13 protein-coding genes are annotated in these 12883 nt (G+C 73.4%); 10 read left to right on the top strand and 3 right to left on the bottom strand.

The window, feature by feature from the left end:
• Positions 1 to 48 precede the first annotated feature (48 nt).
• Entirely contained in the window at positions 49 to 270 is a 222-nt protein-coding gene (locus ABTW87_RS12390) for a hypothetical protein (RefSeq protein WP_350650895.1), read from the bottom strand.
• A 188-nt stretch (positions 271 to 458) separates the two neighbouring features.
• Between ABTW87_RS12390 and ABTW87_RS12385 the strand changes: the two genes are divergently transcribed.
• The 3 genes from ABTW87_RS12385 to ABTW87_RS12375 all read left to right on the top strand — a co-directional run bounded on the left by ABTW87_RS12385 (position 459) and on the right by ABTW87_RS12375 (position 3306).
• Positions 459 to 1574 (top strand): M24 family metallopeptidase, encoded by a 1116-nt coding sequence (locus ABTW87_RS12385; protein ID WP_350650894.1) that lies wholly within the window; start codon positions 459 to 461, stop codon positions 1572 to 1574.
• Positions 1571 to 2713 (top strand): acyl-CoA dehydrogenase family protein, encoded by a 1143-nt coding sequence (locus ABTW87_RS12380; RefSeq protein ID WP_350650893.1) that lies wholly within the window; start codon positions 1571 to 1573, stop codon positions 2711 to 2713. The genes ABTW87_RS12385 and ABTW87_RS12380 overlap by 4 nt, the downstream gene beginning before the upstream one ends.
• Before the next feature lie 86 nt (positions 2714 to 2799).
• Entirely contained in the window at positions 2800 to 3306 is a 507-nt protein-coding gene (locus tag ABTW87_RS12375; RefSeq protein ID WP_350650892.1) for an Lrp/AsnC family transcriptional regulator, read from the top strand.
• Here ABTW87_RS12375 and ABTW87_RS12370 read toward each other — a convergent pair.
• Entirely contained in the window at positions 3236 to 3847 is a 612-nt protein-coding gene (locus tag ABTW87_RS12370) for a histidine phosphatase family protein (protein WP_350650891.1), read from the bottom strand. The two genes, ABTW87_RS12375 and ABTW87_RS12370, sit on opposite strands and share 71 nt — an antisense overlap.
• A 165-nt stretch (positions 3848 to 4012) precedes the next feature.
• On the opposite strand from ABTW87_RS12370, the gene ABTW87_RS12365 reads away from it, so the two are divergent.
• Positions 4013 to 4207, top strand: a complete 195-nt coding sequence (locus ABTW87_RS12365) for a CsbD family protein (RefSeq protein WP_350650890.1) — start codon at positions 4013 to 4015, stop codon at positions 4205 to 4207.
• Positions 4208 to 4273: 66 nt separating this feature from the next.
• Here ABTW87_RS12365 and ABTW87_RS12360 read toward each other — a convergent pair whose 3' ends face one another.
• Positions 4274 to 5680, bottom strand: a complete 1407-nt coding sequence (locus tag ABTW87_RS12360; RefSeq protein ID WP_350650889.1) for a KamA family radical SAM protein — start codon at positions 5678 to 5680, stop codon at positions 4274 to 4276.
• 146 nt (positions 5681 to 5826) lie between these two features.
• Between ABTW87_RS12360 and kdd the strand changes: the two genes are divergently transcribed.
• From kdd to ABTW87_RS12330, 6 genes are read left to right on the top strand one after another with little or no spacing between them, the layout of a single operon-like run.
• Positions 5827 to 6888 (top strand): L-erythro-3,5-diaminohexanoate dehydrogenase, encoded by a 1062-nt coding sequence (gene kdd / locus ABTW87_RS12355; protein WP_502891570.1) that lies wholly within the window; start codon positions 5827 to 5829, stop codon positions 6886 to 6888.
• 5 nt (positions 6889 to 6893) lie between these two features.
• Positions 6894 to 8459, top strand: a complete 1566-nt coding sequence (locus ABTW87_RS12350) for an amidohydrolase (RefSeq protein ID WP_350650888.1) — start codon at positions 6894 to 6896, stop codon at positions 8457 to 8459.
• Positions 8456 to 10018, top strand: a complete 1563-nt coding sequence (gene kamD / locus ABTW87_RS12345; RefSeq protein WP_350650887.1) for a lysine 5,6-aminomutase subunit alpha — start codon at positions 8456 to 8458, stop codon at positions 10016 to 10018. The genes ABTW87_RS12350 and kamD overlap by 4 nt, the downstream gene beginning before the upstream one ends.
• A complete protein-coding gene (gene kamE, locus ABTW87_RS12340) occupies positions 10015 to 10779 on the top strand; it encodes a lysine 5,6-aminomutase subunit beta (RefSeq protein ID WP_350650886.1) in 765 nt (254 codons plus the stop codon). The genes kamD and kamE overlap by 4 nt, the downstream gene beginning before the upstream one ends.
• Positions 10776 to 11168, top strand: coding sequence for a 3-aminobutyryl-CoA ammonia lyase (gene kal / locus ABTW87_RS12335; protein WP_350650885.1), 393 nt, complete (start codon positions 10776 to 10778; stop codon positions 11166 to 11168). Before kamE ends, kal begins: the two co-directional genes overlap by 4 nt.
• On the top strand, positions 11165 to 12508 hold the full coding sequence (locus ABTW87_RS12330; protein WP_350650884.1) for a glutamate mutase L: 1344 nt from the start codon (positions 11165 to 11167) through the stop codon (positions 12506 to 12508). Before kal ends, ABTW87_RS12330 begins: the two co-directional genes overlap by 4 nt.
• Positions 12509 to 12883 lie beyond the last annotated feature (375 nt).

Here is a 12883-nt window from a genome sequence, read left to right as displayed (position 1 = left end):
GTGGCACACCGCACCGACGTCCGGGTGGACGCGGGCGCCGGTGTCGGCTCAGGGCCTGTCGCGGTACAGCGACCCGCGGCGGGCGACGCGCTGGAGGCCGTAGCTGACGAGCAGCAGGGCGATGGCCACCACCACCTCGATCCACGCGGTGGCGCCGTCGGCGACGGTCAGCCCGAGGACCAGCAGGACCAGGCCGACCAGGGCGAGGATCCCGGCCACCAGCAGCCGGCTGTCCCGCCGGGCGGCCCGGTCCGGATCCCTCGTCGCCACGGTCGTCGTCCCTTTCGTCCCGGCACAGTCTGTCCCGAGGCTACCGATCCGGGGCGGCCGGTGCTGCGGATCCGGCCGCCGGCGGCCAGAATCGACCGGGTGAGCGGACGACGGCCATCCGTTCTGCCTGTGGCTGATGACGTGAGCCGGCCGTCCCGCGCCTCCCGAACGACCGTTAAGCTGAGCGGGTGGGAACCGAGGAGCTGTACCCGCCGCGGCGGCTGGCCGCCGCGCAGCGCGCCACCGCCGCGGCCGGCCTGGACGCGCTGCTGCTCAGCCCCGGGTCGGACCTGCGTTACCTGACCGGCTACGACGCGCACGCCGGCGAACGGCTCACCCTGCTGGTGCTGCCCGCCGAGGGCGAGCCGACCCTGATCGTGCCCACCCTGGAGCGCCCGGCCGCCGAGGCGTCCCCGGCACCGGCGACCGGCGTGCGGATCGTCGAACACGCCGACGGCACCGACCCGTACCCGCTGGTCACGGCCGCCCTCGGCGGACCGGTCGGCGCGGTCGGCCTGGCCGACCGGATGTGGGCCGAGCAGGTCCTCGCGCTGCGCGCCGCGCTGCCCGGCGCGACCCAGCGGCTCGCCTCCGACGTGCTGCGCGAGTTGCGCATCCGCAAGTCACCGGCCGAGGTCGCGGCGCTGGCGGAGGCCGGCGCGGCCATCGACGCGGTACACGCCCGGATGGGGGAGTGGCTGCGACTCGGCCGCACCGAGAACGAGGTGGCCGCCGACATCGCCGCGGCGATCCGCGCCGCCGGGCACGTCACGGTGGACTTCGTCATCGTCGCCGCCGGCCCGAACGGCGCGAGCCCGCACCACGGCACCTCCGACCGCCCGATCGGCGCGGGCGAGCCGGTGGTGGTCGACATCGGCGGCACCATGCCGTCCGGCTACCGCTCCGACTGCACCCGCACCTACGTCGCCGGTGGCCCCGCGCCGGCGGAGTTCACCGACTACTACGCGGTGCTGCACGCCGCGCAGCACGCCGCCGTCGCCGCGGTGCGGCCCGGTGTCCGCGCCGAGGCCGTCGACGCCGCCGCCCGCGACGTGATCGCCGGCGCCGGCTTCGGCGGGGCGTTCCTGCACCGCACCGGTCACGGCATCGGCCTGGACGGCCACGAGGAGCCGTACGTGGTGGCCGGCAACACCCGCGCCCTGGAGCCGGGCATGGCCTTCTCGATCGAACCCGGGATCTACCTCGCCGGGCGGCACGGCGCCCGGATCGAGGACATCGTCGTCTGCACGACGGACGGCGTACGACGGCTCAACACCACCCCCACGGAGCTCATCGCGCTATGACTGTCGACCGGATCCTCCCCACCGACGAGGCCCGCGACCTGCTGGACCTCGTCACCGAACTCGCCGACCGGGAACTCGCGCCGAAGGCCGCCGGCTTCGAGGAGCGTGCCGAGTTCCCCCGCGAGGTGCTGCGCACCCTGGGCCGGGCGGGCCTGCTCGGCCTGCCATACCCGGAGGAGTACGGCGGCGCCGCCCAGCCGTACGAGGTGTACGTGCAGGTGCTGGAGATCCTGGCCAGCCGGTGGCTGGCGGTCGCCGAGGCGGTCAGCGTGCACACGCTGTCCTGCTACCCGCTGGCGCAGTACGGCACGGACGAGCAGCGCAAGCTGCTGCCCGACCTGATCGGCGGGGAGCTGCTGGGCGCGTACTGCCTGTCGGAGCCGCAGGGTGGTTCGGACGCCGCCGCGCTGACCACGAAGGCCGTGCGCGACGGTGACGCGTACGTGGTCACCGGCACCAAGGCGTGGATCACCCACGCCCGGGTGGCCGACTTCTACAACATCTTCTGCCGCACCGGCGGGCCCGGCCCGAAGGGCATCTCGTGCCTGCTCGCCGACCGGGGCACGCCCGGCATCCAGCCGCAGGCGGCGGAGCGCACGATGGGCCTGCACGCCTCGCCGGTGGCGCAGATCGCCTTCGACGACGCCCGGGTGCCCGCTGAGCGGCTGCTCGGCGGCGAGGGCATGGGGTTCACGATCGCCATGTCGGCGCTTGACTCGGGCCGGCTGGGCATCGCGGCGTGCGCGGTGGGCCTGGCGCAGGCGGCGCTGGACTACGCGGTCGGGTACGCGAAGGAGCGGCAGCAGTTCGGCCGGGCGATCATCGATTTCCAGGGGCTGGGGTTCCTGCTCGCCGACGCCGCCACGCGGATCTCGGCCGCGCGGGCGCTGACGCTGTCGGCGGCGCGGCTGCGCGACGCGGGCCGGCCGTACTCGATCGAGGCGGCGAAGGCGAAGCTGTTCGCCACCGATGTGGCGATGCGGGTGACCACCGACGCGGTGCAGGTGCTGGGCGGTTCGGGCTACGTCAGCGACCACCCCGTCGAGCGGTACATGCGCGAGGCGAAGGTGCTCCAGATCGTCGAGGGCACCAACCAGATCCAGCGTCTGGTGATCTCCCGTTCCCTCGCCCGGGACTGACGGTGTGCGACGGTGCGCCCGGCCGGGTGTGAGCGCCTCCGGGCCGGTCGTCGCACCGCCGGGCGTTTCCCGGTAGGTTGCTCGCCGTGGAGGAGATCGACCGGGCCATCGTCACCGCGCTGACCGCCGACGGCCGCCTGTCGTACACCGATCTGGCGGAGAAGGTGGGCCTGTCGGTGTCCGCCGTGCACCAGCGGGTCCGCCGGCTCGAGCAGCGCGGCGTCATCAAGGGGTACGGGGCGCGGGTGTCGTTCGAGGCGCTGGACCTGCCGTTGACGGCGTTCGTGGCGATCCGGCCGTTCGACCCGTCGCAGCCGGACGACGCGCCGGAGCGGCTGGCCCACCTGCCGGAGATCGACTCCTGTTACTCGGTGGCCGGGGAGGACTTCTACCTGCTGCTGGTGCGGGTGGCCGGCCCGGTCGACCTGGAACGGGTGCTGCAGGAGATCCGGACGGCGGCGAACGTGACCACGCGGACGACCGTGGTGTTGTCCACGCCGTACGAGGGTCGCCCGCCGAGGATCAGTGCCGAGCAGCCCGGTCGGCCGCGTCCGCGGGGGGCGGGGGAGCCGGCTGGTTCCAGCGCAGGATGACGCGGCGGCCGTGCTCGTGACCGAGCACGCTGACGGTCGCGGTCTCCAGCCGGAACAGCGCGCCGGCCGACGCCGGCAGGCCGATCCACCGGGCGGCCAGCACGCGGAGGCTGTGCGCATGGCCGACCAGGGCGACGGCGCCGTTGTCGAGTAGCGGTCCCACCCGGGTGAGGACGCGGTCGAGGCGTTCGCCGACCTGGCCGGGTGACTCGCCGCCGGGGCAGCCGTCGGTCCAGATGGTCCAGCCGGGGCGGTCCTCGCGGATGTCGGCGGTGGTGCGGCCCTCGTACTCGCCGTAGTGCCACTCGGCGAGGTCGTCGTCGGTCGCCGTGGGTGGCAGGCCGGCGAGCTGGGCGGTGCGCAGCGCGCGGGCGCGCGGGCTGGTCAGCACGGCGGCGAACCGCCGGCCGGCGAGCATCGCGCCGAGCGCGCGGGCCTGCCGCTCGCCGTCGGGGGTCAGCGCGAGGTCGGTGTACGAGGTGTGCCGGTGGCTGGCGCTCCAGGTGGTCTCGCCGTGCCGGATCAGGAGGAGCTCGCCCACCCGCCCAGTGAACCACCGGCCGGTGCCGTCCCGCACGGCGACGCCACCTGACTATCTTCCTAGGATGCCCTACGCGACGTGCCGGCCGCCACGCCGGAACGCATGGTCGCCGACCAGGCGGGAATCCGTCGGGGAACGCCGAAGGAGCCACCGAGGGGAGCGGAGATGAGCTTCGCCGACAAGGCCAGGAACAAGGTCGACGAGCTGACCGGCGCCGCCAAGGAGCGCATCGGCGACGTGAGCGGCGACGACCGGATGCGGGCGGAGGGCGCCGCGCAGCGCGGCGACGCCCGGGCCCGGCAGGCGGGCGAGCACGTCAAGCAGGCGGGCCGCGACGCGAAGGACGCCGTGACCCGCTGACGAGACCGAAGCGACCGGGCCCCGGAGGTGTCCTCCGGGGCCCGGTCGCTTCTCGCCCGATGTGGGTCAGTCGTCGCGGTGGGTGTGCCACCAGGCCTGGCCGGCCTCGGGGAGGGTGTCGATCGGGTCGTAGTAGGCGTACCGCTTGTTGAGGGCCTCCAGGTCGGCGGACTCGATGGAGGTGCGGTAGTTCTTGGTCCAGTAGGAGATGCCGCGCTCGCGGTCGTACTCGGTGAGCATGTGGACCCAGCGCTTGCCGACGAACGGGACGTCGCAGACGATCCGCGGGGTGGCGTAGCCGGGCAGGTAGCCCATGATGTCGTGCTGGAGCTGCTGGGCGTGCCAGACCGGGACCCGCCAGTGCTCGGCGTTGGGGATCATGTCGCACATGTAGAAGTAGTACGGCAGGATGCCCGCCTCGCCCTGCAGGGCGAAGCAGAGGTCGAGCAGGTCCGGGGCGGTGGCGTTCACGCCGCGCATGAGCACGCCCTGGTTGCGGACGTCGCGGACGCCGACGTCGAGGGCGGTCTGGGTGGCCTTGGCGACCAGCGGGGTGAGCGACTGGGCGTGGTTGACGTGGGTGTGGATGGCGAGGTTGACGCCGCGGCGGGCGGCGGTGCGGGCGACCCGTTCGAGGCCCTCGACGACGTCGGGCTGCAGCCAGTGCTGGGGCAGGCCCATGAGCGCCTTGGTGGCGAGGCGGATGTCGCGGACGGTCTCGATGTCGAGCAGGCGCATCAGGTACGACTCGAGGTTGCGCCACGGCACGTTGGCCACGTCACCGCCGGAGACGACGACGTCGCGGACGCCGGGGTGCGCCTTGAGGTAGGCGATGTGGGCGTCGTAGCGGTCGACGGGCTTGAGGGTGAGCTTGAGCTTGTCCACGGCCGGGGTGGAGTTGCCGACCAGGTCCATGCGGGTGCAGTGCCCGCAGTACTGCGGGCAGGTGGAGAGCAGTTCGGCGAGGACCTTGGTGGGGTAGCGGTGGGTGAGGCCCTCGGCGACCCACATGTCGTGTTCGTGCAGGGAGTCGCGGCTGGCGTACGGGTGTGAGGGCCAGTCGGTGCGTCGGTCGGAGGCCACCGGGATCATGTAGCGCCGGATGGGGTCGGCGTGGAAGGCCTCGGTGGTCATCTGCTCGAACGGCACCATGGTGTTGAGCATCTGGGGTGGCACCAGCATGGACATGGTGGCCAGTTGCTTCTGGTCGGCCTCGAGGTCGGCGTAGAAGCTCTCGTCGACGAGGTCGCCGAGGACGGCGCGGAGCTGCTTGAGGTTCTTGACGCAGTTGACGCGCTGCCACTGGGCGTTCTCCCACTGGTCGCGGGTGACGTGGCGCCAGCCGGGGAAGCGGGTCCAGTCGGGTTCGACGAGGGGGGCCCGCCGGTACTCGTAGGGCTGGCCGGCGGTGGGGACGGGGGCCGGCGCGGGCTGGGGCGCGGGGATGGTCTCCACCGGGTGGGTCTGGGTCACGGCCCCCTCCTCCTGGGTGTGGTGCGGTTGATCAGTGGTCCCGTAGGCTACTGGAAAATCTCCGGCGCAGAAATTAGTCTGCCGGAAGTTTTCCCGCGATGCGAGTCCTGGCCGGGGCTTCAAGCGGTCGGAAGGGGGAGGTCGGCGTGACGTCACCGGTGGGTCTGCACCGTGTCGTGGAGCCTGCGGGGGTGCTGCCGCAGGCGGCGTGGCGGCTGGACGCGAGCCCGCAGATCGCGCCGAACGAGGTGCGGATCCGGGTGGAGCGGCTGAACCTGGACGCGGCGAGCTTCCGGCAGCTCGCGGAGAAGCACGGCGGGGACGGCGCGAAGGTCCGCGCCGAGGTGCTGGAGATCGTCGCCGCGCGGGGCAAGATGCAGAACCCGGTGACCGGCTCCGGCGGGATGCTCATCGGCACGGTCGAGGAGACGGGCCGGCGGTCGCCGCTGGGGCTGCGGGCTGGCGATCGGGTGGCGACGCTGGTGTCGCTGACCCTGACACCGCTGACGATCACCGACGGGCTGGCCCGGTGGGACGGGTGCAGCGAGCAGGTGCCGTGCGACGGGTACGCGATCCTGTTCGCCCGGTCGATCGCGGCGGTGCTGCCGGAGGACCTGCACCCGGAGTTGTCGTTGGCGGTGCTGGACGTGTGCGGGGCGCCGGCGTTGACCGCCCGGGTGGTCGGGCGGTACGTGGCCGACCGGGCGCGCGAGGGGGACGCCCGGCCGGTGAGCGTGGCGGTGATCGGCGGGGCCGGCAAGAGTGGATCGTTGTCGCTGGCGGCGGCGCGGCGGGCGGGTGCCGCCCGTACGGTCGGTGTGGTGCCGGTGGCGGGGGAGCGGGACGCCCTCGAGGCGGCCGGGCTGGCGGGCGTGGTGGCGTTGGCCGACGCGCGGGATCCGGTGGCGTTGTCGACGGCGGTGACGTCGGCGCTGGGCGGCCCGGCGGACGTGACGGTGGTGTGCGTGGACGTGCCGGGTTGCGAGCACGGGGCGGTGCTGGCGACCGCCGACGGGGGCACTGTGGTGTTCTTCTCGATGGCGACGAGTTTCGCGGCGGCGGCGTTGGGTGCGGAGGGTCTGGCCGCGGACGTGTCGATGCTTGTGGGCAACGGTTACGTGCCGGGGCACGCGGAGTTCGCGCTGGATCTGCTGCGTGCGGAGCCGGGGGTCCGCCGCCTGTTCGAGGCGCGGTTGGCGGCAGACTGAGTGCCATGACGAACCCCTCGATTCTGTACCGCGGCGGTGCGCTGTACTGCCCCGCCGACCCGAACGCGACGGCTCTGCTGGTGTCCGGTGGCCGGATCGTCTGGTTGGGGTCGGACGGGGACGCGCCGGCCGCCGACCGGGTGGTGGACCTGGGCGGGGCGTTGGTGACGCCGGCGTTCGTGGACGCGCACGTGCACGCCACGGACACGGGTCTGGCGTTGTCGGGCCTGGATGTGTCGGGTGTGCGGTCGGGGCGGGAGCTGCTGGAGGCGGTGGCGGCGTTCGCCGGCGGTTTGCCGGCTGACGGTGTGGTGCTGGGGCACGGCTGGGACGAGTCGGGTTGGGCGGTGCCGGTGCCGCCGGACGCGGCCGAGTTGGACCGGGCGGCCGGTGGCCGGCGGGTCTACCTGTCGCAGGCGTCGATCCATTCGGCGCTGGCGTCGCGGGCGTTGCTGGCGGCGTGTCCGGAGGTGGTCGCGGCGGCGGGGTACGACGCGTCGGGGTGGCTGCGGCGGGACGCGCACCACGTGGTGCGGGCGGCGGCGTTCGCGTCGGTGAGCCGGGCGCAGCGGGTGGCGGCGCAGCGGGTGGCGTTGGCGCACGCGGCGTCGTTGGGGATCGCGGCGGTGCACGAGTGCGGTGGGCCGGAGATCTCCGACGAGGAGGACTTCACGGGTCTGCTGGCGGTCTCCGGTGCGGGGGTGCCGGAGGTGTACGGGTACTGGGGTGAGCTGGGTGGTGCGGCGCGGGCGCGGGAGTTGGGCGCGGTGGGCGCGGGTGGTGACCTGTTCGCCGACGGTGCGTTGGGGGCGCGGACGGCGCACGTGTCGGTGGCGTACCGGGACGGCGAGGGTTGCGGGCACGGGTACCTGACGGCGGAGCAGGTGCGGGATCACCTGTTGGACTGTGCGGCGCACGGGTTGCAGGGCGGGTTCCACGCGATCGGGGACGCGGCGATCGCGACGGTGCTGGCGGGGTTCGCCGGGGCGGCGGAGAAGCTCGGCACCGACCGGGTGCGGGCGGCCCGGCACCGGGTGGAGCACGCGGAGATCATGAACAAGCGGTTGATCGCGGGGTTCGTGGAGTACGGGATCGTGGCGTCGATGCAGCCGGCGTTCGACCGGTTGTGGGGTGGCGCGGGTCGGATGTACGAGTCGCGGCTGGGGTTGGACCGGTCGTTGGAGTCGAATCCGATGGGTGCGATGCATTCGGTGGGTGTGACGTTGGCGTTCGGGTCGGATTCGCCGGTGACGCCGCTTGATCCGTGGGGGTCGGTGCGGGCGGCGGTGGCGCACCACAATCCGGCGCAGCGGATGGGTGTGCGGTCGGCGTTCGCGGCGCACACCCGGGGCGGGTGGCGGGCGGTGCACCTGGACAACGAGGGGGTGCTGGCGTTGGGTGCGCCGGCGACGTTCGCGGTGTGGGAGACCCCGGCGGGTGTGCAGCGGGGGTTGCCGGTGTTGCAGGCCGAGGATCCGGAGGCGCGGGGTCCGCAGGACCCGACGCCGCTGCCGGTGTGCCGGCGCACGGTGTTGCGCGGCGAGGTGATCTATGAGGAAGGGTCCGCGTGACTGGGAAGCTTGATCTGGATCCGGCGTTGGTGGCCCGGGCGCGGGCGTTGGCTGCCCGGGCCGGGGGGCCGGTGGTGGAGCTGGCGCGTAGCCACACGACGGTGTCGGTGGAGCGGGCGGTGCTGCGGTTGGCCGGGGTGGTCGGCGCGGATCCGGACGGTATTCCGTGGGTGAACCGGCTGGTGGACGCGGTGGTCGCGGATGTGGGGTTGGGGCACGGTGTGGCGGTGCCGGTGTTCGACGCCCTGGCGCGGGAGCAGATCACGGATGTGACGTTGCTGGCGCAGAAGGCGGCGGCGGGTTCGGTGCGGTTCGCGGTGCCGGTGGGGCGGGCGGCGACGGCGGCGCGGCGGGCGGCCCGCAAGGCGGTCGCGGCGGGGATCCGGCGGATCGACCGGCGGCGTGCCGAGCGGGAGCGGCTGGTGCGGCGGTTCGGTGATCCGGCGCAGCGGCCGTGGATCTATCTGATCGTGGCGACCGGGGACATCTACGAGGACATTCCGCAGGCGCAGGCGGCGGCGCGGGCGGGCGCGGACGTGATCGCGGTGATCCGGTCGACGGGGCAGTCGTTGCTTGACTACGTGCCGGAGGGTGCGACGCGGGAGGGGTTCGCGGGCACGTACGCGACGCAGGAGAACTTCCGGTTGATGCGGGCGGCCCTCGACGAGTCGTCGCGGGAGCTGGGCCGGTACGTGCGGTTGACGAATTACGCGTCGGGGCTGTGCATGCCGGAGATGGCGACGCTTGCCGGTCTTGAGCGGCTGGACATGATGCTCAACGACTCGATGTACGGGATCCTGTTCCGGGACATCAATCCGATCCGGACGTTCGTCGACCAGCGGTTCTCGCGGCAGGTGCACGCGCGGGCGGGGATCATCATCAACACCGGTGAGGACAATTACCTGACCACCGCGGACGCGGTGGACGAGGCGCACACGGTGACGGTGTCGCAGTTGCTCAACGAGTACTTCGCGCATGAGGCGGGGTTGGCGGACTGGCAGTTGGGGCTGGGGCACGCGTTCGAGATCAACCCGGATCTGCCGGAGTCGTTGCGGTTGGAGTTGGCGCACGCGTTGCTGGCGCGGGAGTTGTTTCCGGACGCGCCGTTGAAGTGGATGCCGCCGACGAAGCACATGACCGGTGACGTGTTCCGGGGGAATCTGCTGGACGGGTTCTTCAACCTGGTGGGCACGTTGACGGGGCAGGGGATCCTGCTGGTCGGGATGATGACGGAGGCGGTGGTGACGCCGTGGTTGTCGGACCGGGACATCGCGCTGCAGAACGTGCGGTACGTGCTGGGTGCGGCGGGCGGGTTGGGTGAGGATTTCGTGCCGGCGCGTGGCGGGTTCATCCAGCAGCGCGCGCACCGGGTTCTCGCCGAGGCGGTGGACCTGCTGGAGCGGATCGGGGAGCAGTCGCTGTTGACGGCGATCGCCGAGGGCACGTTCGGGATCATGAAGCGGCCGGCGGACCGGGGCAAGGGCCTGGACGGGGTCGCGCGGCACGAGGCGGGTTACTACAACCCGGCGACGGAGATCCTGGAGGGGCCGGCGGCATGAGTGTGGCTGGGGAGAAGAGGATCGTCCGGCCGTACGGGGACACGACCGGTGACGGCATGGTGCAGGTGTCGTTCACGTTGCCGGTGCCGCACGACAAGCGGGCCGAGGGCGCGGCGGTGCAGCTCGCCAACAAGATGGGTCTCGACCCGGCGATGCTGGTGCACGCCAAGCAGATGGGCGACGGGTTCACCTTCTTCGTCGTGTACGGGCGGGTGAACCATCTGGTGGACCTGTCGGCGGTGCAGGTGGTGGAGCGGGATTACCCGTTGCTGTCGGCCAAGGAGGTCAACGCGGTCGTCAAGCGGAAGCTGCGGCGGAAGCTGTCGGTGGTGGGTGCGTGCATCGGCACCGACGCGCACACGGTGGGCATCGACGCGATTCTCAACGTGAAGGGCATCGCGGGGGAGAAGGGCCTGGAGTACTACCGGGAGCTGAAGGTCACCAATCTGGGCGCGCAGGTGAGCGTGCCGGAGTTGGTGGAGGCTGCCCGGGCCGAGCGGGCCGACGCGGTGCTGGTGTCGCAGGTGGTCACCCAGCGTGACGCGCATCTGCACAACACGCGGGAGATGTCGGCGGCGTTCCGGGAGGCGATGCCGGCCGGGCGGCGGCCGCTGCTGATCGTCGGCGGGCCGCGGTTCGACGAGACGATGGCCGGTGAGCTGGGGGTGGACCGGATCTTCGGTCGGGGGACGACGCCGGGTGAGGTGGCGTCCTATCTGGTGTACGCGTTGATCGAGAGCAGGAAGGTGCGGGCGGCATGAGCGACCCACGGCTGGGTGTGACGGTGACGCACCGGCGGTACGTGCCGTACTCCCACGCGCACTACGCGGGCAACCTGGTCGACGGCGCGTACGCGCTGGGTGTGTTCGGGGATGTGGCGACGGAGGTGTGTATCCGCACCGACGGCGACGAGGGGTTGTTCGCGTCGTACTCGGATGTGCAGTTCCGGGCGCCGATGCGGGCCGGTGACGTGCTGGAGGTGACGGGGACGGTCGCCCGGGTGGGTACGCGCAGCCGCACGATCGACTTCGTGGCGCGGGTGGTGTGCCGGGGCCGCCCCGACCGTGGGGAGTCCGCCGCCGAGGTGCTCGACCCGCCGATCGTGGCGGTCACCGCCACCGGCACGGTGGTCGTGCCGCCGCCGGCGTGAACGTCGCGGTCTGCGCGGACGTCGGCTCGACGTACACGAAGGTGGCGGTGGTCGACCTCGACGGCGGTGGCCTGGTCGCGGCGGCGGCCGCGCCGACCACGGTGGACAGCGATGTGCTGCGCGGCCTGGATGCGGCGGTGGCGGCGGCGACGGCGGGCCTGCCGGCGCGGGACGCCCCGTGGTACGTGTGCTCGTCGGCCGGCGGTGGCCTGCGGTTGGCGGTCATCGGCTACGAGCATCTGGTGACGGCGCAGGCGGGCCGGCGGGTGGGCCTGTCCGCCGGGGCGCATGTGGTGCACGTGGCCGCCGGGCTGGTCGGCGGGGCCGGCCTGGCGGCGTTGCGCGCGGCCCGCCCCGACGTGGTGCTGCTGGTCGGTGGCACCGACGGCGGTGACGCGGAGACGTTGACGCACAACGCGACGCGGCTGGCGCGGGCCCGCTGGCGGGTGCCGGTGGTGCTCGCCGGCAACGCCGACGTCCGCGACGACCTGCACGCGCTGCTGGCCGCCGCGGGGGTGCCGGTCACCGTCGCCGACAACGTGCTGCCCCGCATCGGCGTGCTGGCGCCGGGGTCGGCGCGGGCGGCGATCCGGGAGGTGTTCCTGCGGCACGTCATCGGCGGCAAGCGGCTGTCGCGGGGGCCGCGGTTCCCGCGGCTGGTGCGTGCCGCCACCCCGGACGCGGTGCTGACCGGCGTGGAGGTGCTCGCAGACGCGCTCGGCGGGGACCTGGCGGTGGTCGACGTCGGCGGCGCCACCACCGACGTGTACTCGGTGTTGACGCCGGATGAGCGGGAGACCGGGCCGGGTCGGGAGGTCGCCGGCAGTCTGTGGCGGGCCCGTACCGTCGAGGGGGACCTGGGCATGCGGTGGAGCGCCCCCGGTGTGGTGCGCGCCGCCGTCGAGGAGCGGCTGCTCACGCCCGACGGGTCCGGGGATCTGGCGGCGGCCGCCGCGCGGCGCGCCGCCGACCCGGGCTGGCTGCCGGGTGACGCGGCCGATCAGGCGGTGGACGCGCGGATCGCCGCGCTCGCCGCGACGGTGGCGCTGCGGCGGCACGCCCGGGGCGCCGCCACCGGGGAACGCGCCGGCCGGGATCTGCGGGACGTGCAGCTTCTGGTCGGCTCCGGCGGGGTGCTGCGCCACGCCCCGCCGGCGGACGCCGCGGCGGTGCTCGCCGCCGTCCTGGCCGATCACGCCGGTGGGTGGCCGCTGCCCCGCGCCGCCCGGCCCGTGGTGGACGTCGACTACGTGCTGGCCGCGGCGGGGCTGCTCGCCGCCGACCACCCCGACGCCGCCCGGGCCCTCGCGCTGCGGGTGCAAGGAGGGGCCCCTTCTTAACGCCTGGCGTGGTAGCGGGGCCCCTTGTTAACACACCGCCACCCCGCCGGGACTCGCCGGGGCGACACGCCGATGTGGGCGGTCGACTCGTCGGGGGTGGGTTGACAGCGCCCCGGGGGGAGCACGTACCGTCTTTGAGTCCTACTACGGGAAGCGGCTGTTGTTCGCTTCGTCCCTTCGTCCGCTGGCCGAGCGACACGAGCATGTGGTCGCGGCGGCCAGGTCCAGCGGGCGGGGGTCGGCGGGGCGGCGCGAACCGGCCGCGGTTACCGGTGTACGGGCAGGGTGAGGGGCACGGCCAGTAGACAACGGCCAGGCGGGGGCAGCCAGTCCACCGTCGGGTCGGTCCGAAGGTCGGCGCGCCGCATCCTCGCC

The organism is Micromonospora sp. NPDC126480, assembly GCF_040302465.1.
Classification (GTDB): Bacteria; Actinomycetota; Actinomycetes; order Mycobacteriales; family Micromonosporaceae; genus Micromonospora.
This window is presented reverse-complemented; position numbering and strand designations above follow the sequence as displayed.

Excerpts from the sequence above, each read along its gene's own strand:
- kal (WP_350650885.1), top strand. The coding sequence starts at position 10,776 with ATGAGCGACCCACGGCTGGGTGTGACGGTGACGCACCGGCGGTACGTG.
- kamE (WP_350650886.1), top strand. The coding sequence starts at position 10,015 with ATGAGTGTGGCTGGGGAGAAGAGGATCGTCCGGCCGTACGGGGACACG.
- ABTW87_RS12365 (WP_350650890.1), top strand. The coding sequence starts at position 4,013 with ATGAGCTTCGCCGACAAGGCCAGGAACAAGGTCGACGAGCTGACCGGC.
- ABTW87_RS12380 (WP_350650893.1), top strand. The coding sequence starts at position 1,571 with ATGACTGTCGACCGGATCCTCCCCACCGACGAGGCCCGCGACCTGCTG.
- ABTW87_RS12350 (WP_350650888.1), top strand. The coding sequence starts at position 6,894 with ATGACGAACCCCTCGATTCTGTACCGCGGCGGTGCGCTGTACTGCCCC.